This window comes from Thermococcus waiotapuensis (assembly GCF_055384795.1).
On the sequence record NZ_AP042429.1, the window covers coordinates 1,546,216 to 1,563,295 of the forward strand.

19 protein-coding genes and 2 tRNA genes are annotated in these 17,080 nt (G+C 51.0%); 8 read left to right on the forward strand and 13 right to left on the reverse strand.

Going from position 1 to position 17,080, the window contains the following annotated elements; translation table 11 throughout:
- Positions 1-9 precede the first annotated feature (9 nt).
- Complete coding sequence (locus tag ACZ47M_RS08520) at positions 10-600, forward strand: regulator of amino acid metabolism, contains ACT domain protein (protein WP_315341882.1); 591 nt, start codon at positions 10-12, stop codon at positions 598-600.
- Here the strand turns inward: ACZ47M_RS08520 and ACZ47M_RS08525 are convergent.
- Positions 590-865 carry an acylphosphatase gene (locus tag ACZ47M_RS08525; RefSeq protein WP_010479982.1) on the reverse strand — a complete coding sequence of 92 codons (276 nt, stop codon included), beginning with the start codon at positions 863-865 and terminating at the stop codon, positions 590-592. The genes ACZ47M_RS08520 and ACZ47M_RS08525 overlap by 11 nt on opposite strands.
- Before the next feature lie 68 nt (positions 866-933).
- Between ACZ47M_RS08525 and cutA the strand changes: the two genes are divergently transcribed.
- Both cutA and ACZ47M_RS08535 read left to right on the forward strand, forming a co-directional pair.
- Complete coding sequence (cutA, locus tag ACZ47M_RS08530; protein WP_315341876.1) at positions 934-1,248, forward strand: divalent-cation tolerance protein CutA; 315 nt, start codon at positions 934-936, stop codon at positions 1,246-1,248.
- On the forward strand, positions 1,245-1,832 hold the full coding sequence (locus ACZ47M_RS08535) for an endonuclease dU (protein WP_315341873.1): 588 nt from the start codon (positions 1,245-1,247) through the stop codon (positions 1,830-1,832). Before cutA ends, ACZ47M_RS08535 begins: the two co-directional genes overlap by 4 nt.
- A gap of 93 nt (positions 1,833-1,925) precedes the next feature.
- Here the strand turns inward: ACZ47M_RS08535 and ACZ47M_RS08540 are convergent, their stop codons facing one another.
- Complete coding sequence (locus ACZ47M_RS08540; RefSeq protein WP_315341870.1) at positions 1,926-2,774, reverse strand: universal stress protein; 849 nt, start codon at positions 2,772-2,774, stop codon at positions 1,926-1,928.
- 102 nt (positions 2,775-2,876) lie between these two features.
- Between ACZ47M_RS08540 and gcvT the strand changes: the two genes are divergently transcribed.
- Both gcvT and ACZ47M_RS08550 read left to right on the forward strand, forming a co-directional pair.
- Complete coding sequence (gene gcvT, locus ACZ47M_RS08545; protein ID WP_315342279.1) at positions 2,877-4,073, forward strand: glycine cleavage system aminomethyltransferase GcvT; 1,197 nt, start codon at positions 2,877-2,879, stop codon at positions 4,071-4,073.
- A gap of 30 nt (positions 4,074-4,103) precedes the next feature.
- Positions 4,104-4,934 carry a DMT family transporter gene (locus tag ACZ47M_RS08550; protein WP_315341867.1) on the forward strand — a complete coding sequence of 277 codons (831 nt, stop codon included), beginning with the start codon at positions 4,104-4,106 and terminating at the stop codon, positions 4,932-4,934.
- Between the two features lie 317 nt (positions 4,935-5,251).
- On the opposite strand, the gene ACZ47M_RS08555 is transcribed toward ACZ47M_RS08550, so the two are convergent.
- Positions 5,252-5,329, reverse strand: a tRNA-Ile gene (locus ACZ47M_RS08555).
- A 13-nt stretch (positions 5,330-5,342) separates the two neighbouring features.
- Positions 5,343-5,420, reverse strand: a tRNA-Glu gene (locus ACZ47M_RS08560).
- A 104-nt stretch (positions 5,421-5,524) separates the two neighbouring features.
- On the opposite strand from ACZ47M_RS08560, the gene ACZ47M_RS08565 reads away from it, so the two are divergent.
- Both ACZ47M_RS08565 and ACZ47M_RS08570 read left to right on the forward strand, forming a co-directional pair.
- Complete coding sequence (locus ACZ47M_RS08565; RefSeq protein ID WP_315341864.1) at positions 5,525-5,878, forward strand: hypothetical protein; 354 nt, start codon at positions 5,525-5,527, stop codon at positions 5,876-5,878.
- Between the two features lie 215 nt (positions 5,879-6,093).
- Complete coding sequence (locus ACZ47M_RS08570) at positions 6,094-8,613, forward strand: CGP-CTERM sorting domain-containing protein (protein ID WP_464883396.1); 2,520 nt, start codon at positions 6,094-6,096, stop codon at positions 8,611-8,613.
- Between the two features lie 134 nt (positions 8,614-8,747).
- Here ACZ47M_RS08570 and ACZ47M_RS08575 read toward each other — a convergent pair whose 3' ends face one another.
- The 5 genes from ACZ47M_RS08575 to ACZ47M_RS08595 are packed head-to-tail and all read right to left on the reverse strand — an operon-like array spanning position 8,748 to position 11,051.
- Entirely contained in the window at positions 8,748-8,957 is a 210-nt protein-coding gene (locus tag ACZ47M_RS08575; protein ID WP_315342277.1) for a C2H2-type zinc finger protein, read from the reverse strand.
- A 56-nt stretch (positions 8,958-9,013) separates the two neighbouring features.
- The gene (locus tag ACZ47M_RS08580) at positions 9,014-9,373 is read right to left on the reverse strand and encodes a hypothetical protein (protein ID WP_315341859.1); all 360 of its coding nucleotides are present in this window, start codon (positions 9,371-9,373) and stop codon (positions 9,014-9,016) included.
- Entirely contained in the window at positions 9,363-9,827 is a 465-nt protein-coding gene (locus ACZ47M_RS08585) for a hypothetical protein (protein WP_315341856.1), read from the reverse strand. The genes ACZ47M_RS08580 and ACZ47M_RS08585 overlap by 11 nt, the downstream gene beginning before the upstream one ends.
- 33 nt (positions 9,828-9,860) lie before the next feature.
- Positions 9,861-10,712, reverse strand: a complete 852-nt coding sequence (locus tag ACZ47M_RS08590; protein ID WP_315341853.1) for a DMT family transporter — start codon at positions 10,710-10,712, stop codon at positions 9,861-9,863.
- A gap of 30 nt (positions 10,713-10,742) precedes the next feature.
- Entirely contained in the window at positions 10,743-11,051 is a 309-nt protein-coding gene (locus ACZ47M_RS08595; RefSeq protein WP_315341851.1) for a hypothetical protein, read from the reverse strand.
- A gap of 117 nt (positions 11,052-11,168) precedes the next feature.
- Between ACZ47M_RS08595 and ACZ47M_RS08600 the strand changes: the two genes are divergently transcribed.
- A complete protein-coding gene (locus tag ACZ47M_RS08600; RefSeq protein ID WP_315342275.1) occupies positions 11,169-12,962 on the forward strand; it encodes a glycoside hydrolase in 1,794 nt (597 codons plus the stop codon).
- On the opposite strand, the gene cca is transcribed toward ACZ47M_RS08600, so the two are convergent.
- The 4 genes from cca to ACZ47M_RS08620 form a co-directional block, all read right to left on the reverse strand.
- Positions 12,959-14,323 (reverse strand): CCA tRNA nucleotidyltransferase, encoded by a 1,365-nt coding sequence (cca, locus tag ACZ47M_RS08605; RefSeq protein WP_315341848.1) that lies wholly within the window; start codon positions 14,321-14,323, stop codon positions 12,959-12,961. The genes ACZ47M_RS08600 and cca overlap by 4 nt on opposite strands.
- 9 nt (positions 14,324-14,332) lie before the next feature.
- Positions 14,333-14,887, reverse strand: a complete 555-nt coding sequence (gene thpR, locus ACZ47M_RS08610; RefSeq protein WP_315341845.1) for an RNA 2',3'-cyclic phosphodiesterase — start codon at positions 14,885-14,887, stop codon at positions 14,333-14,335.
- 60 nt (positions 14,888-14,947) lie between these two features.
- Positions 14,948-16,327: a hypothetical protein gene (locus ACZ47M_RS08615; RefSeq protein WP_315341843.1), complete on the reverse strand. Its 1,380-nt coding sequence runs from the start codon at positions 16,325-16,327 to the stop codon at positions 14,948-14,950.
- Positions 16,328-16,535: 208 nt separating this feature from the next.
- Positions 16,536-17,000, reverse strand: a complete 465-nt coding sequence (locus ACZ47M_RS08620; protein ID WP_315341841.1) for a phosphoribosyltransferase — start codon at positions 16,998-17,000, stop codon at positions 16,536-16,538.
- Between the last annotated feature and the right edge of the window lie 80 nt (positions 17,001-17,080).

Consider the following 17,080-nt stretch of genomic DNA (forward strand, 5'->3'; position numbering starts at 1 on the left):
TGAACAAAAATGATGCTGATACTGGAGGAGTACTTTAAGGACTACCCCGCGAGAAGGAAGGTTGCGGAATTCCTTTTCGAGAACGGGCTCAGCGTGAAAAACGGTAAAATTTACCTCCGAAACGTCGAAATTCCAGTAAGTGAACTTGCCCGGGTCATAGGTGTCAACAGAAAGATAATCTACCACACTATTGAGTACATCGAGAATACCTACCCGCTCAGGCTCATCTTCGAGAGGCTTAATCCCCTCCCCAGCCTCACCGAGGTGGCCCCCCTCATGGGCTGGGAGGTTCTGGAGATAGAGCTGGAAAAGGATGCCCATCTTAAGGCGTCCTCGGAGGTATTCAGACTTCTTCACGAAAACAATATACCGGTCATAGAAGTCTTCAGCAGAAATCTGAGGGAAGAGCCGGCCAAACTCTACATAGTTATCGATGGCACCATCCCGGTCGAGGTTTTCGTGAAAATCAAGGACATCCAGGGTTTCAGAAAGCTCATAATTCACACCCCAGAAAGGGATAAGGAGAAGTTCGTGTGCAACTACTGTGAAGTCAAGTACTGTCCAAAGAGAGTCCTCCTCGAGCGCATGACTATCCAGTGACCTTGAATCCTTCCAGCCCCTCTGGTTCTTCCCATTTTACCTCCACCCTTGTTACCCTTGCCATAGGAGGTCCCTGGTGGGCCCAACCGATTAGAGCCTCAACCCTCTCCGCTTCCCCCTCTACAACTGCTTCAACGCTTCCATCTGGCAGGTTTCTTACCCATCCTGCTAAGCCGAGCTTTCTGGCTTCTCTGCTCATGCTCCACCTGAAGCCGACTCCCTGGACCCTTCCATAAATCCTGAGGTGGGCTCTAACCCTTTCCATGAGCCATCCCTTCTGAATTACCCCGTAACCGATTTAAGCTTATTCGTCCAAAAGCCTCCGGTGGAACCATGGAGATGATTATGGTTTATACGACTTTTCCCGATTGGGACACTGCAAAGGAGATCACGAGAAAACTGCTGGAAATGAAGCTCATAGTCTGTGCCAACCTCCGCGAGCACGAGGCAATGTACTGGTGGGAGGGGAAGATTGAAGAGAGTAAGGAGGTCGGTGCCATCTACAAGACGGAGGTGAGCAAGTGGAAGGAACTCAGGGATACCCTCAAGGAGCTTCATCCCTATGAAGTACCCCTCATAGCCAGGATAGACCTCGATAAACTGAACAGGGAGTACTCCGAGTGGATGGGCAGGGTGCTCTTCGGATGATACGGAAAGTAAAGCCCCAGATCCGTGTTGTTGGTTTCGATGATGGGACGTTTTCCTTCTCCTCCAAACTTAACCGCGAGAGGACCCTCCTTATAGGTGTCGTCATGAAAGGTTCCCAGGAAGTAGTAGGCGTTCTCTCGCGCTGGATAACCGTCGATGGAAGGGATGCCACCGATGCCATGATTGAGTCTATCCTGAGCTCCCGCTTTAAAGACCTGCGCGTCATCCTCCTCAAAGGGATAACCTACGCTGGCTTCAACGTTGTTGATCTTGAAAGGCTCCACGGGGAGACGGGCCTTCCCGTTGTGGTCGTGGTGAGAAAAAAGCCGGACATTGCTGCCATGGAGAACGCTTTAAGAAATCATTTTCCAGACGCCGAAGAGCGCATTGAGCTCCTCAGGAGAGCCCCGCCACTCCTCGAACTCATTCCTGAAAAGCTCTACATCCAGGCGGTCGGCGTTGAGGAGGAAACCGCTAAGGAGATAGTCCGCGCTACAACAAAAACTGGCCTCATTCCCGAACCCCTTAGACTAGCCCACATGATTGCCAGTGCTGTCATGACGGGCGAGAGCACGAGGGAGTAGGTTTATAAGCCTGCTGGAAAAGAAGAAAGCGACCGATGATGGCAACAGGGTAGCTACCGAATCCTGATGTGGAAGCCGTTCCAGTCTGAGGTCTCATTCGCACGGTACGAGCAGTACCGGTATCTTTGCGTCCCTCATAACCCTCTCGGCAGTGCTCCCCAGAATCAGGTCCTTGAGGAAGCTCCTTCCCTTCTTGCCCATTACTATCATGCTCGCCTTCTTCGCAAGTGCCATCCCTATTATGGCCTGGCTTGCCACTCCGACGGTTACTTCTTTTTCCATTGGCTTTGAGAACGCCTCCGTGGCTTTCTCCAGGTTTGCCTTTGCGATCTCAATGTTGTGCTCCAGCTCCTCAACCTTTCCATAGTCGACGGAATGGAGGAGTATCCCGCTTTCCATTAGCTCTTCGAACTTTTTAGTGGCCTGAAGAACCCCCTGGGAGCATTTTGAAAAGTCAAGGGCCAGCAGAGGCTTTTTGAAGATTTCCAAGCAGGATCCAAAGGTCGGCTCGAACTTTTTATCTTTTCCCTCGTACTTGAGGATCAGGACGGGCTTTTTTGAAGTTCTCACGAGGTTTGAGGCGGTACTGCCAACGAACATCCTTCTCCAGACGTTTTCTCCAGCGTTCGGGATTATTATCAGATCAATGTTCTCCCTGCTGGCGTACTCCGCGATCTCCACCGAGGGAATTCCCACAAGGACGTCGGTGATTATTCCAGTTCTTTCGCCCGTTGCTTTTCTGAGTTCCCCGGCCAGCTCGGAGATCTTCGCTCTGTATGCTTCCTGAAGCGAGAAGGCCTCGAACTCCAGTGTTGCTATGTCGAGGACGTGAATTATGTGGAGTTCTTCGACCCCAAGGCGGACAATCTCGGGTATGCAGTTCCTGAGGGCATGGAGTGAGACCTCCGAGAAGTCAGTAGGGTACAAAACCTTCTCAAACATTCTGGTCACCTCGGTATTTATTTGTACTTCAATGCTTATTAAAGTTGCCCATGTATTGGAAAGGGTTATAACGCTTCGATCGAAGCTTCAGCGGTGATAGCCATGGTCAAGAGGGTTCACATCTTCGACTGGCACAGGGAGCACGCGAAAAAGGTTGAGGAATTTGCCGGCTGGGAGATGCCCATCTGGTATTCGAGCATAAAGGAGGAGCACTTGGCCGTTAGGAACGGCGTCGGAATCTTCGACGTCTCCCACATGGGGGAGATATTCTTCCGCGGCAAAGACGCTTTAGAGTTCCTCCAGTACGTAACGACAAACGATATAAGCAGGCCCCCGGCAATAAGCGGGACTTACACCCTTGTCCTCAACGAGAGGGGGGCCGTTAAGGACGAAACGCTTGTCTTCAACATGGGGAACGACACCTACATGATGGTCTGCGACAGCGATGCGTTTGAAAAGCTCGACGCCTGGTTCAACGCGATAAAGCGTGGAATCGAGAAGTTCGACGATATAGACCTTGAGATAGAGAACAAGACCTACGACATGGCTATGTTCTCGATACAGGGGCCTAAAGCTAGAGACCTCGCCAAAGACCTCTTCGGCATAGACATAAACAACCTCTGGTGGTTCCAGGCCAAGGAAGTTGAGCTTGACGGCATCAGGATGCTCCTCTCGAGGAGCGGCTACACCAGCGAAAACGGCTTTGAGGTCTACTTCGAGGACGCCAACCCGTATCATCCAGACCCCTCAAAGAGAGGCGAGCCGGAGAAGGCACTCTACGTCTGGAAAACCATCCTTGAGGCCGGGGAGCAGTACGGCATAAGGCCCGCTGGATTGGGCGCGAGGGACACGCTCCGCCTTGAAGCGGGCTACACCCTCTACGGAAACGAGACGAAGGAGAAGCAGCTCCTCAGCACGGACATCGACGAAGTGACACCCCTCCAGGCCAACCTCGAATTTGCCCTCTTCTGGGACAAGGAGTTCATAGGGAAGGAAGCCCTGCTTAAGCAGAGGGAGCACGGGTTGCCGAGCAAGATGGTCCACTTCAAGATGGTTGACAAGGGCATTCCGAGGGAGGGCTACAAGGTTTACGCGAACGGACAGCTAATAGGCGAAGTAACGAGCGGAACGCTCTCACCTTTACTTGGCATAGGAATCGGCATAGCCTTTGTAAAGCCTGAATATGCCAGACCGGGCGTGGAAATCGAGGTAGATATAAGGGGCGACCTCAAGAAGGCCCTCACAGTTGCACCGCCCTTCTACGACCCCAAGAAGTACGGGGCCTTCAGAGAGGAGTGAGTTTTTAAATCCTCGCTCCCTTCTTTTTTCATGCCAAAAAAGCACGCTTTCCTCGCGGTACTGCTCTGGTCCACGGTGGCAAGTGCCTTCAAGCTCTCGCTGAGGTATTTGACACCACTTCAGTTGCTTTTCTACGCCTCTCTGACTTCCCTTGTCATCTTTGGCTTTCTCTACTCGCGCGAATTCTCGCTGAGGAAGAAGCACCTCCGCTCCACCTATCTCGGGTTAATGAACCCGTTCCTCTATTACATAGTCCTCTTCTCGGCCTATGACAGACTCCCAGCGCAGGAGGCGCAGGCTTTGAACTACACCTGGCCGCTCATGCTCGTTCTCCTCTCTGCTCCCCTCCTCGGAAAGAAGCCCCAAAAAAGGGCTGTTCTGGGACTTTCGATCGGCTTCTTTGGGGCGCTGCTCGTGGCCACAAAGGGGAACATAACGAGCCTGAACTTCTCAGACTCAACCGGTGTCGCTCTTGGCCTCGGGAGTGCGGTGATATGGGCCATGTACTGGCTTCTGAACCTCAGGGATGATAGACCACCTATCGAGAAGATGTTCTGGAACTTCCTCTTCGGGCTCGCTTACGTTTTCACCGCTCTAGCTCTCTCGGGCGGGCCCGCCATTCCGCCCCTTGGAGGCCTTGCTGGAGCTGTTTACGTCGGCCTCTTCGAGATGGGAGTTACTTTTTTCCTGTGGTACAAAGCCATAGAGGACGAGATAGAATTCGCGTCAAATTTGGCCTACCTCGTGCCCTTCCTGAGCCTTTTCTTCATCTCGGTTATTGTAGGTGAGAGCATAGCGCCCGCGACAGTTCTTGGGCTGGCGATGATAGTCGGCGGTATAATAGCTGGGAAGAGAGGTTGAGTTGAACGACAGCGAAAGCGGCACGGAACTTTAACTCTGTTTGACCGCCTTGGAGTAGTTCGTGCGTGTTTCATTATGTGGAGAACTTTTGGTGGCTTTCTTGGGTAGAGTGGCCGATGTCCGTTGGGTTACCTCCTTCGTGCCCTTCGGGCGCCTATTAAAAGTAGACCCCGAAAAATCTGCTTAAGAGGAAAGCCTCCAGGATCACAGCACTTGAAAAGGGCGAAGCTCCCACTCCGGGGGTTTGAGAGTGTCGTGACCGTTATAAAACAAGCATTCCGTTTTCCGCCAGTGCTTTGCGAAGCAAAAGGCTGTTGTGGTGGGCCCGCGGGGGTTCGAACCCCGGACCTCCCGCTTATCAGGCGGGCGCTCTGACCAGGCTGAGCCACGGGCCCTCGAGAAAGGTTCTGGTGCCCCGGCCGGGATTTGAACCCGGGGCGCGGGATCGAGAGTCCCGCATGTTTGACCGGGCTACACCACCGGGGCGTGTCCAGAGTTAGGGAGTATGGAGGGTTTAAAAAGTTTTTGGTTGTTTCCTGCCCGCTATGTTATTATGACATGATTATAAGGTCTCCGTACCCGTTAACGTTGTGACAAGGGTTCACGTCGTGCAGGGCATAAAAGCAACTGGATACGATGAGAACGGAAATCGGATTACGTTAACGGTTCCCCTGGATACCTGGGTAGATGTTCCAATAGACACAACCATAACGGTTTCCATCGACATAAGTACGACAACCTGCTTTGATGATACTATAGATGTCCCTGTCCAGGGCTTTTTTGAGGTCAGGCTTGACGAGATTCTTGGAGTAACCGATGGTACTCTGGAAGTTTCCATCTCCACGGATTATACAGTGAAACTTACCCTCAAACAGCTAGGATTGGACTCCTTGATAGACCAGCTTATCGATACGCTGAAGGCAATTCAGGCCTATCTGGGTTGAAACATTACGACGGACGTAGAAATCTCTATCGGTGGAAACAGAACCGACTGAACATCCTCTTTTTTTAATTTTTGTGGCCCAATGCTTTAATTTATTGAATAATCCCCGATAATTCTGCGAAAGGTTTATATTTGGTTGGCCAACTATATTCTATTGGCCTTCCATGAGGCCGGCCTCGAAGGGTAGCAAACAAAAAGGAAGGTAGGTGAAAGAATATGGGCTGGCAAAATAAGATAAAAGTCGTGGGCCTTATACTAATGCTACTGGCATCAGTGACCCCAGGGTTCCTACTCCCTGCTAAGGCCCAGTCGGTTTATGCCGCCTATCTGATTGATCCGAATGATGGAATGCTAGTCGTGAATGGAGCCTACACAGTAGTTCTCAGTGTAGTAGAGAACGGTGCACCAGTTGCCGATGGTGCCAACGTCACCCTTGCTTGGGACAGTAACAACAGCGATGTTCTTGCCTGGACTACAACAGTTAACGGTTTCGCTACTTTTGATAACCTGAAGCCAACAAAAACTGGGATCCTCTACGTCTTCGTGAACGGGGAGAACACGGGCCTAACCCTAAAGGTTCTCTCCCAGGATGCGATCAACGTCGCAATTACTCCTGCAGAGATCTACCAGGGCCAGGTTACTCCCGTCGTCATAAACGTTACCGTTAATGGAACCCCATTTTCCGGGGCTGGGGTATCCATAACCTCCAAGACTCTGAAGTACATAGACGAGAATGGAGAACTCAAGCCCTACTATTACACTGCCACAACTGGCGAGAATGGCATTGCAACCATAAACCTTTGGACACCAACTCTTGACACCCTTGAAGTTACTGTTAACGTCCGCGGATTCGAAGTCAAGAAGAGCATTACTGTCCTCCCGGCTCCAGCGGAGCAGCAGGTTCAGATCTATGGATGGGTTCGTAAGTTCATTCAGTACTACAACGCCAATGGAGAGCCGTACTTTGAGGGAACTCTTGAGAGGGTACCCAACGCCGAGATATTTGTAAAGATTGTTGCCGAGAACCCGGTTGAAAACGGGACCGTTCTCACGCCTATTACTGAAAAGTACATCTACGTTGGCAACTCAAGCGCAGACTCAGGCTTCCCAGGCGAGTACACCTTCAACCTGGCAGTAGCCGGTGACGGCCAGACCAAATACCACGTTTATATAGTAGCCTACAAACCGGGTGCAGAGAGCACCACAGTTGTTCAAGACGGAACTTATGTTAAGATAGCTGAGAAGCAGAAGTACGCTGTTCCGAGCGAGAACATCGAGTCCTACTACGGGTACCTTCCGGGACACGTGGAAATAGTGCCGGGTACAACCAGCGTCCAGGCCAACGCTCCGGCTATCCTTACGACTGTTAGAGAAATCAACGTCACCCTTCCATACGTCAAGGTCGACAAGGTTTCCTACATAAGCCCGTGCGATGGTCAGCTTGTCCAGCAGAACGCTGCCCACGATCTCAACAGCACTCCGATGCTCCCCGCTGCCAACGGAAAGTGGTTCGACATCGAAGTTACTATCACCGACGACCAGGGCAACCCCTACAACTTCGCCAAGGCTGAGGAGGAGGGCATACAGTTCGAGTCAGAATACGTTGTTGCAACAATCGACGACCCGAACCTCGGAATCCTTGATGTTGGCTCAATGAATGGAAGCACTGTAATGGCCCCAATCGATCCGGACACCGGGGTTGCCAAGATCAAGGTCTGGTCGACAGTCCCAGCGGGAGAGGTTGCCAAGCACATAAACATCGGAATCGCTAACGTCTCAAGCGTCTTTAACGTCAAAGTTAACTTCGCCAGCGAAGTTGAGCCTGAACCTACGGCTAAGGTTCCTGAATACTGGCACATCAACGCTCCAAGCGATGCCGTGGTTTACATCTATAACTACACCGGCAAGACTACCGAGGAGATACCCCTAACTGACACAATTAAGATAAACCCCGGACAGAGGCTCCAGAAGATCGAGTACTCCCTGAGCAACTACACTCTCCTGAAGTTCGTCGGCGTCGGCTACGTTTCCGGTGATGTAACCGACCACTCTGGCGAACAGCTTGCAGGTGCCACTGTGATCCTCCAGCTCTGGGACAACACTACCGGGAAGTGGGTTGAGGCAAAGGACATATGCGGCAGGCCGCTTGAAGTTACCTCCGCTGACGACGGACACTATGCCTTCGATGACGTTCCGACAACCGAAAGTGAGCTCTTCAGGGTCTACGCCACGAAGGACGGTGCCGAGGGCTACAGCTGGAACTTCTCAATCCCGATAGGCACCACTGCAACTGCAGATGTCAAGGTTGTCGGTAAGATGCCCGCCAAGTTCGAGCTCAGCAGCCTCAGCGTTGATACAACAAGCGGTGAGGCTCCGCTCAGTGTAACCGTCAGTGCTGTCGTTAAGAACACTGGAGAGATGAGTGGCAAGTACAGGGTTGAGTTAAAGGTCAATGGCAACACCGTCCAGTGGACTGACGTTGAACTCAGCGGTGGCCAGAGCCAGAAGGTTGAGTTCCAGTACACCTTTGTCAAGCCTGGAACTTACAGCGTTGCTGTTGGAGACCTCAGCCTGGGGCAGGTAACCGTTACAAAGCCAACCACTACAACAACCACTACGACCAGCCAGCCAACCACTACCACCACAACAACTACCAGCGGTGGTGGAGGAATCTGCGGCCCAGCGGCCATAATCGGCCTGGCAGTGGTCCCACTCCTCCTCAAGAGGAGGAAGTGAACCTTTTTCCCTCCCTTTTCTCCCTTGAGTTTCACTTTTGTTCAAGAACTCTATTTTAAGGCTTTCAGAAATTTCTAGAAGAGAACAAAAATAAAAAGATTTTACGGTCAGAAAGCCCTGCCGCTCATCACAATTCAGAGTTCTGGCTTCTCCTCATTCCGGTTCATTATCTTTTTGAGGAGTCTTTTGCCCCTTACTTTACCCCTGCCAAACCTCCATCCATGGGACTTGTTGACATGCCTTATGTAATCCTTGCTCTTCCTGAAGACCATTCCGCATTTTGGACAGCGATAGTAGGATTCTCCCTCTCTGTCAAAGAAGACTATCGCCTTAAGCCCTACCATCGCTTCTTCACCTCCGGCAATCACTCTTTTTTGAATTTTTAAAAATTTTCTTCGCTTCATACCCATATCCTGTTCCCTTTGATCTTGAGATATCCAAGGGTCTGCAGCTCTTTTAAAAAGCTCTCCAGTGACTCTTCGTCGAAATAAACATAGATCTTCTCGTCTTCGTTCTCCAGGACTATCGGTTCTCCCTCCAGGAGGGTCTCTATAAGCTTATCTTCTTTCTGGACTTTTTCCGCTTTTTGAAGCACCGTATCTGCAAGCATGGCCCTTGCTATGCCTGTGAACATGGCTTTTAAATAGCTCTCTTCGGTTGAATATTCCTCTGCTGTCTTCAGGGCCAAATCTATCAGCCCTCTGTCAACTTCAATGACTTCAACGTAGTAGCGCTTGACTATAGAGACCTCAGTTGTCATAGTTGTCTTGAACCTTTTTTTCTATTTCTTCAAGCCATTCTTCGACTTCATCTAACGGAAACCTGAGTTCAATCGTCAGATCCTCCAATGGGACAATTTTGTTAAGAACAATTTTTCCATCTCTTTCTTCTGCAGTTTTGTTCTCTATTAGGGCTGTTAGAAGGATTAACCTCTCGGATTCTCCATCTCCGAGGAATTCTTCAATGCTCAGTTCCATTGTATTTCGAACTTTCTCGATGAGCCCATCGTAGAGCTGCCTGAGATTTGAAAGCGTGTCCTCTATGATGTCAATCTCACCGGATTTTTTGAGGAGCTCCGAATACTTATCTCTTATTACCAAGTAGTGATCGATGTCATAGTCGACTGATTCGTATTTTCTGTTCATGATCCCTGCTCTGCTGAGTTCTCGAGAGAGCTCGTTCATGGTATCTTTATCAACGACTTCGAACTTCATCTGGCATCTCCCTAATATGTACAATTTTTGAGGTCAGAAGGAAAGCGGCGCCTCTGCATCCTCTTCTTTAATGGCTATCCATACGGCCATCATTATCAATCCGGCACCTATGAGCTCCCGTACCGATGGAATTGCCCTCATTATAATTACGGTTCCCAAGGTTCCGAACAGCGGTTCTGTGGAGTATATAAGGGCTGCCCTGTACGCCGTAGTCTCCCCTTGGTACTTTACCTGAGCCGTGAATGCAATTACCGTGGCGAAGAGTGAGGTGTAGAGAATACCAAGCCAAGAAGCTGGGTTAGTAGGCAAAATGGGTGTTTCCAGCAGTTTCGAGCTAGTGAGAGAGAATAGGAAGTTCCAGAAAATCTGCCAGAACGAGAGGCTGATGTAATCTGATCCCTGAAACTTTTGGACCAGCACTATCTGAAATGCAAAGCTGATGGCGCAGAGTACTGTGAGGATATCTCCGTGGTTCACTTTTTTTCCAGCACCCGATATCAGGTACAGGCCAGCAATGGCTATGAGTAGGGAGACTCCATCATTTTTCTTTATTTTATCTCCCAGAAGGAAATAGGCAATGAAGGGGGTGAATACAACGTAAAGTGATGTGATGAAAGCTGAGTTTGAGGGGGTTGTATATTCAAGGCCGATTGTCTGGAAGGCATGTCCCAAGAAGAGTGTTATGCCGAGTATAAACCCCTCAAATACCGTTTCCTTTTTTATGGCCTTCGATCTAAAAATAAGAAGCATAAATGCAGAGGCTACACCAAACCTATATGCCAGGAAGAGAAGAGGGGGCATATATGATATACTTATCTTCATCACGGGAAACGTTAAACCCCAGAACACGGTTACAAGTAGGAGTATCAGCTCAGCACGCTTCATGAAATAAGGCGGTTTTCTAGTTTTAAAAATTTATTCGCCCGGACCATCGATGCAGGACATGTTCATGGCAAGAAGTGCCTCAACGAAACCTGATTCCAGGTTTCTTTTTATCTTTTCGGAGAGTCTCTGAAGTTCTTCTTCTGCCAGCTCTTCTTTGTTTTTGAGCCATTTTATCTTTCCATCTCTTTTGTCCAGGACCACTACGGGCTCTTCGGTAATCAGAGGGACGTAGTTCATTCTGACGCCGTATATCTCCTCCGCAAAGGCCAACTTTGCCCTCAGAAGCTCAAGGTAGTTGGCCAGATCCTCGCCCAGGATTCGCCTGAACTCTCGCTCCATTCTCCCACCATGCTCTTGTGGATATCCATGTTTATTAGATTATCGGCCATATCTGGGTAGCAATGGACCGTAGAAAGAGCCATAAAGCTAATTTCTCTATCAAACTCGGTGAGGTTTATGCAGATGAAGCGTTCCTATCATTTCCACGCCTACCAGCCGGGGGATATAATCTACATCCACGACGGCTCGGGGTGGGATCCCATAAAGTACTCCGAGAGGCTCAGCCCCGTGTCTCTTGTGATAAGGGACATCGAGGTCAAAGGGTGGAACTGGACCCGGGCGGTTATAAAGGCCTACGAATACACAAACGACGTCCTCGGGAGGCTGCCTAAGAAGAGCGTCAGCGTCGACTTTGAGCCTTTCACCCTCTACATGATACTCAGCTACAAGCCCCGCATATACGGGGAGATAGTTGAGCTCCTCGGCGAACAAGTGGAGGCGGTTCCTACAACACCTTTCCATCCCATAATGCCCCATCTGGGACGGTTTGACCAGGAGGTTCTTGCGAGGGTTTCCTTTGACTTTTACGAGCCTTTCATCAAGGGGCAGGACACCGTGGGTTACTGGCTGCCGGAGGGCGTTATAACCAGGGAAACCGCGGGAATAGTTGCAAATGCAACTTCAGCTAACGTTGTTTTCCTTCTTGATGAGAGGCAGTTCATTGGCCTTAATCCGCCCCAGGCAAAGTTCTCGTGCAACATCTATCGGTGCGATGGAAAGCTGGCCTACGTTTTTGGCAGGGACCACCAGCTCAGTGATGCCTTCGCCTTCAACACCCTCGACGTCGAGGGACTGATCAGGGCTGTTGCAGAGGGCAGGGTTGACGTCTTCAAGGAGAAAGCCGGCATCCCATACCTGGTTCACCTGGCGAGTGATCTTGAGGCACTGCTCGCCAATCCAAAGCAACTTGACAGGTTCCTGGGGTGGATGAAGGGTCTCGATGAAAGGGGCGTGGAAGGGGTAAACGCTGTGGAGTTCGTGAGAAGAAAGAGAAAAGGGGTGTACGGGTGCCTCGATGGGGAGTGTAGCGAGCACTTCAGGATAGACGTCAAGGACTACTCGAGCTGGAGTGATTACTATGATTTGAGCCTGGACGGCAGGACGGGGGACACGAGATGGCTCGGGATGAGGAGGGAAGACGGTAAGGTGATTAACCGCATGTATAAGGGCAAAAAAGTTTCCCAGCTGTGGAAGTATGCCTTCACGGAGCTGTTCCGGGAGCTCAACAGGGCCATTCGTTTTGGAGTCATCGACATGATCCTAAGGCACTCTGAGAAGGCCAGCAGGGAGTCCGTCAAGGAGTTTCTGGTGCGTTATTCCAGGGCCTTTTTCAGGGAGCACTACGAATATTTCGACATGGAGACGGGCGTTGATTACATAATGGAGCCCATAGAGGGCGTTGATCCGACGCTCGCGATGAAACTCGGGAGGGTGTACTACATAATGCTTCTCGCGAACCACTCCTGCCCCCGCTTCTGGGAGAACATCGACACCAGGGTCACCTTCGGAAATGTCTCCGCGATAAGCAAGGCCCTCATAGAGCTCATGGAAGTTTACATGAAGGAGGGTCTCGGGGAGAGGGCCAACTTCCTTCTCCTGGAATACATGAAGCTCCTGGCTTTCCCGCAGCTCTACTACGACTACGACCTCTACAAGCTACCCGGCCTTGAGGGGTGGGAGACGACCGAAAAAGCCTGGTTTGAGTCCCTTGAGAGCGAGGTCCCCAACAGCCCCTACAACGTCGTAACGAGGGCGGCGCTCTACACGGGTAAAGAAGCACTTCCGAATGAGATAAGGGGAGCCCTTGAAGTGCTCTATGACTTCAATGGGGCCGTTGCTGACACCGGCCACATACCGGGCGAGTTGCACGGGCATTGGGAGAAAAAGGAGTGGTGCGAGCACAGGGCCTAAACCTTCAGGCCCTCCTTCTTTCTGCTCAGGAAGAGATAGGCTTCCCCCTCCAACTCGCTCGGGACGTAGTCAACGAGGAAATCTGCATCTTTTACCGCTTCTCTCAGGTTCTTCCCGAGGGAGGCCTGGTTCTTCTCCAGGAGCTCGGAGATAACATCGAGGATGTTCTCTTTCACCCTCTTCTCCGCGTAGAGCATCTTGCCCCTCAGCCAGACCCTCTCGTTTTTCCTGTAGAAGTCCCTGCCCCTCTCGGTGAAGAACTCAGGGCCAGGGTGTATTTTCACAGCCGGCCGCTCAACTCTCTCCACCTCAAGCATTATGAAGGCTTTATCGCCTGAATAACCGCAGTTCCAGCCTAAGACTCCGAACCCTTCCCTTTCCAGGGCCCTCTCCAAACCCCGTGCGCTCTTTTCGAGCTGGGGAAGGAGGAGGTCATCTATTAAGTCAGGCTTTCCAAAAATCAGCGTCACCAGGTGGGTTCCCTTCCTCCTGAGCTCATCCAGGTAGTCACCAGCTTCCGCTTTCTCAGGGAAGAAGAACTTCGTCGAGGGCTCCTCGAGAAACTCCATGGCGTTGAAATAGAAAACCCCATAGCGCTCCCAGCTCAAGTTCGCCGCAACGTTTCTTCTCGGATCCACTGGGTCGAGGACTATCAAAGGCCTGTCCAACTCAACTTCCCTCTTCACGGTTCTCATCGCTATCTCGGGCTCTTTTCTCAGCCAGTTTTCCGGGTCAATTATCTTCTGCCTTAGCATGAAATCCGCCTTCTTAAGAACGTCAAGGAACGAGCCGTACTTTATGACCAGAATCTCTGCGAGGTAACCCGAGAAACCGCGCACATAAATTTCGCTACCGTAAGTGTTGATGCCCTTCAAAAAGCGCTTGAGGAGGCGGACTTCATCGTTTTTGCCTTTGATGCTCTCGTTTACCCAGCGCGTGTGGAGAATCGAGCGGTCGACGGCCGTCTTCACGTCTCTCCAGCTATTAACGTTGTAACAGGGTACAAGATCAACGCTCACCCCTTTATAGCTTGCCCTCACGTAGGGGTGCTCCGCGTAGGCGACCTCATGGGAATCGAGCTTCTCAGCAATGGCCTTTCCGAGCTCCAGGCCTTTTTCCCTGAGCTCTTCGGGGGGAGTTTCGAGGGGGAAAGCCAAGAAGAGGTCAACGTCGTGATCTCCAGCTAAATAAGTGTCCTTCGCGAGGGAGCCGACGAAGTAGGGCTTAACCTCAAGGCCGAGCTCCTCAACGGTCTCCTCTGCTATCTCCCCAAGTTCCATCATCAGACCGTTAACGAAGGCCCTCTCTTCCTCCGTTGGGCGTATTTTCTTGAGGACGTTCTCGATGACGGAGATGTCCATGCTCACACCTCAATCCGCCAGCTCGAACCTAGCGACTGTCTCGTAGATTGGCCCCTTCGGCGTCAGCGTGCTCTTCTTCAGCTCTATCGCGTTAACCTCGAACTCACCAAAGTCCTCGCTGGCGAGGTCTTTTAACGCCATCGCAAGCTCAAGCTTATCCTTCACGAAATTTACCCTGCCGATGGTTATGTGGGCAACGAAGTCGTTTTCCTTCTTAAAGCCGAGTTTTCCCATTTCCCTCTCAACATCGGCCGCCATCGCCTTAAGTCCCTCGTCGTTCTCTATGCCCGCCCAGATTACCCTCACGTAGTTGAGGTTCGGGAAAACGCCGACGCCCTTAACTCTAACGCGGTGCTTTTTGTGCCTTCTGGCTATTCCTGCTAAAGCCTTCTTGACTTCCTCAGCGGTTGCCTCGTCTATTTCGCCGAGGAACTTGAGCGTCACGTGGAAGTTCTCACGCTCAACGAACTTTATCTTGGCCGTTTTGCTCCCTATCCTCTCCTGGGCTTTCACGAGGTTGTCCCTAACCTCTTCGCTGACCTCCACCGCTATGAACGCCCTCATAGCACCACCGAGAAAAGTTGGAGAAAGGGGGTTAAAGAGGTTTTGGAAAGGGGGATGTTCTCAACTGTGTTCAACTTCCACGTAAAGACCTACTGGAACGTTCACGTCCTCGTATGATGTCCAGAACCAGTGATTCACTGGGATTTCTACCTTGTAATTGCTTTCCATGGCGTAGAAAGTCACCTGGCTTTCAGGGCCTTCGTTTTCTAAGTGGCCAAGCATGACATAGCTGGAGTAATCACCGACACTGAAGCCGACGGTTACGGTTGCAAACCATGGCGGGATAGTACCACGTGATAGGGAGTACAAGATTGCCCCAATTGGCACGCCCACGCCAAAACTGTGGCCGTCACTTCCTATGTAGATTTTTCCGTAGAACTCGGAAATCGATATTGGGCTGTTTACTCCCGAGGATATTCCATCCGATCTCTTCATCCAGCTGCTTGGAAAGTTATACGGTGGCTTCCCCAGCGTTGAACCGCTTGCTATGTGTTTGATATTTCCACTAACCCGGTCTACGGTAAAGCTGTCTATCTTTGCAAAGTATCTCTCATTGTCTGTCGGAGAACAGAAAACGTTGTTGTTGGAATCGCGCTCGCAAATGTACTCCTTCTGGTAAATATAGCGAACGGTTCCCCTGATCCACACATAGCCCCACCGGTGTTCTTTGGGCACTGTAATGTGGGCCCCTCCGGCATAGTAGTCTGTTATTGATCTTCCAAGGGCTTTAACCTTTATGGAGCCCGGATCAAACTCAACTTTCTCCGATATCTTCTCTCCGAGTGCAACTGTCACGTCCGGCCCCCAGTACTTCTGAACCGTTGCCCCGAGGTCGGCCGTGCCGAAGATGTCGCTCCAAACGTTGTTGTGGACGATGAGGATGGGTATTTCCACGTTTTCATAATACTTCTGCTCGCTCGTTCTCCACTCGAGCCACGGTGGATTCAGGTAGCCCTGAGGCTGTACCTCGGCCTTCTTTTTAACTTCTGCAATCTCTGTTTTTCTGGCTTCCCCAAGGTTGAATTTGAGTTCAATGTTTTCCGGGAGTAGGGTGTTAGTTAATTCGGTTTCAAAGCTCTCTGGCGGTAGCGTGTAGACCTCTCCATCCTTTTCTACCCACACATCGACTCCGATGAAGGCGGTTTTTGAGCCTATTTTCTTTGCAATGCCCTTCGGCGCGTCGAGGTTGAGTTTTATCACGTTCCCCTGCTGGATTAAATTCTTGAGAATGCCTCCGCTCAGTGTTCCCCTCTGGAGGGTTTTAATGCTCCCGTTCTCATCAAAGGTCCATACCGAGTAATAAACTTTCCCGTGGTCTGTAAGGGGTTTTCCATTCTCGTCGAGGAGGGAAACCCTGGCACCACCGAGGGGGGAGGTTTGGACGTATCCAAACCCAAGAAGAATCAACACCCCGATGACCACTGCCGGCTTCAACTTCACGGGGTTCACCTCCGCAATGGCCGTGCAATACTAACTATGCAGCTCTTCCTTATAAATTTTTCCTCTTACTTTTAGTAAGTTTCCATCCCCCCCCCCTTTTCTATTGAGTAAAAATTTATTCTGAGCCATGTTTTCCTCGTGGAATCAGTCAAAAGAAGCAAGAGTAAGGGAATTATAAGTGGTGCAAAAAAGTGCGGAAACAAAAACCTCACTCCCTCACCACAACGGGGAACTCCTCCCAGGGGAAGACTATCCACTTGTCAGTCCTGAAGACGTAGAAGTCCGGAACGACCTTCGTCCATGGCTTCATGCTGAGACATGCGACCTTAACCTCGCTCGCCCCGGCTTTTTTGACCTCTTCGATGACCACCTCAAGTGTCTTCCCCGTGTCGCTGACGTCGTCCACTATAACAACCCTCTTGCCTTCCAGTGAGCCGTGAAGCGGAATCGTTACCACGGGCTTCTCCATCCTCTCGTCAATCCCCTTGTAAAACTTGACATCGATGACCTTGACCTCGGCATCCCCTAAGATGTGGCTGAGCCTCACGGCTGGGATAAGTCCACCCCGGGCAACTCCGACTATCACGTCTGGCATGAAATTTTTCCTCAGTTCCTCGGCCAGTGCGAATATCGCCCTGTCAACCTGCCACCAGGTGAGATAGACCTTGTCCATGTCAACACCCCCAAACGGCTGAGCTGGCTCACCCGAGCTCTCTTCTGAGTGTCGGAAGTTAAAACGTGCCCCTTAAAAAG

What these genes read in the sequence shown, in the direction of transcription:
- ACZ47M_RS08520 (WP_315341882.1), top strand. Translation starts at nt 10, where the DNA reads ATGATGCTGATACTGGAGGAGTACTTTAAGGACTACCCCGCGAGAAGG.
- ACZ47M_RS08525 (WP_010479982.1), bottom strand. Translation starts at nt 865, where the DNA reads ATGGAAAGGGTTAGAGCCCACCTCAGGATTTATGGAAGGGTCCAGGGA.
- cutA (WP_315341876.1), top strand. Translation starts at nt 934, where the DNA reads ATGGAGATGATTATGGTTTATACGACTTTTCCCGATTGGGACACTGCA.
- ACZ47M_RS08535 (WP_315341873.1), top strand. Translation starts at nt 1,245, where the DNA reads ATGATACGGAAAGTAAAGCCCCAGATCCGTGTTGTTGGTTTCGATGAT.
- ACZ47M_RS08540 (WP_315341870.1), bottom strand. Translation starts at nt 2,774, where the DNA reads ATGTTTGAGAAGGTTTTGTACCCTACTGACTTCTCGGAGGTCTCACTC.
- gcvT (WP_315342279.1), top strand. Translation starts at nt 2,877, where the DNA reads ATGGTCAAGAGGGTTCACATCTTCGACTGGCACAGGGAGCACGCGAAA.
- ACZ47M_RS08550 (WP_315341867.1), top strand. Translation starts at nt 4,104, where the DNA reads ATGCCAAAAAAGCACGCTTTCCTCGCGGTACTGCTCTGGTCCACGGTG.
- ACZ47M_RS08570 (WP_464883396.1), top strand. Translation starts at nt 6,094, where the DNA reads ATGGGCTGGCAAAATAAGATAAAAGTCGTGGGCCTTATACTAATGCTA.
- ACZ47M_RS08575 (WP_315342277.1), bottom strand. Translation starts at nt 8,957, where the DNA reads ATGGTAGGGCTTAAGGCGATAGTCTTCTTTGACAGAGAGGGAGAATCC.
- ACZ47M_RS08580 (WP_315341859.1), bottom strand. Translation starts at nt 9,373, where the DNA reads ATGACAACTGAGGTCTCTATAGTCAAGCGCTACTACGTTGAAGTCATT.
- ACZ47M_RS08585 (WP_315341856.1), bottom strand. Translation starts at nt 9,827, where the DNA reads ATGAAGTTCGAAGTCGTTGATAAAGATACCATGAACGAGCTCTCTCGA.
- ACZ47M_RS08590 (WP_315341853.1), bottom strand. Translation starts at nt 10,712, where the DNA reads ATGAAGCGTGCTGAGCTGATACTCCTACTTGTAACCGTGTTCTGGGGT.
- ACZ47M_RS08595 (WP_315341851.1), bottom strand. Translation starts at nt 11,051, where the DNA reads ATGGAGCGAGAGTTCAGGCGAATCCTGGGCGAGGATCTGGCCAACTAC.
- ACZ47M_RS08600 (WP_315342275.1), top strand. Translation starts at nt 11,169, where the DNA reads ATGCAGATGAAGCGTTCCTATCATTTCCACGCCTACCAGCCGGGGGAT.
- cca (WP_315341848.1), bottom strand. Translation starts at nt 14,323, where the DNA reads ATGGACATCTCCGTCATCGAGAACGTCCTCAAGAAAATACGCCCAACG.
- thpR (WP_315341845.1), bottom strand. Translation starts at nt 14,887, where the DNA reads ATGAGGGCGTTCATAGCGGTGGAGGTCAGCGAAGAGGTTAGGGACAAC.
- ACZ47M_RS08620 (WP_315341841.1), bottom strand. Translation starts at nt 17,000, where the DNA reads ATGGACAAGGTCTATCTCACCTGGTGGCAGGTTGACAGGGCGATATTC.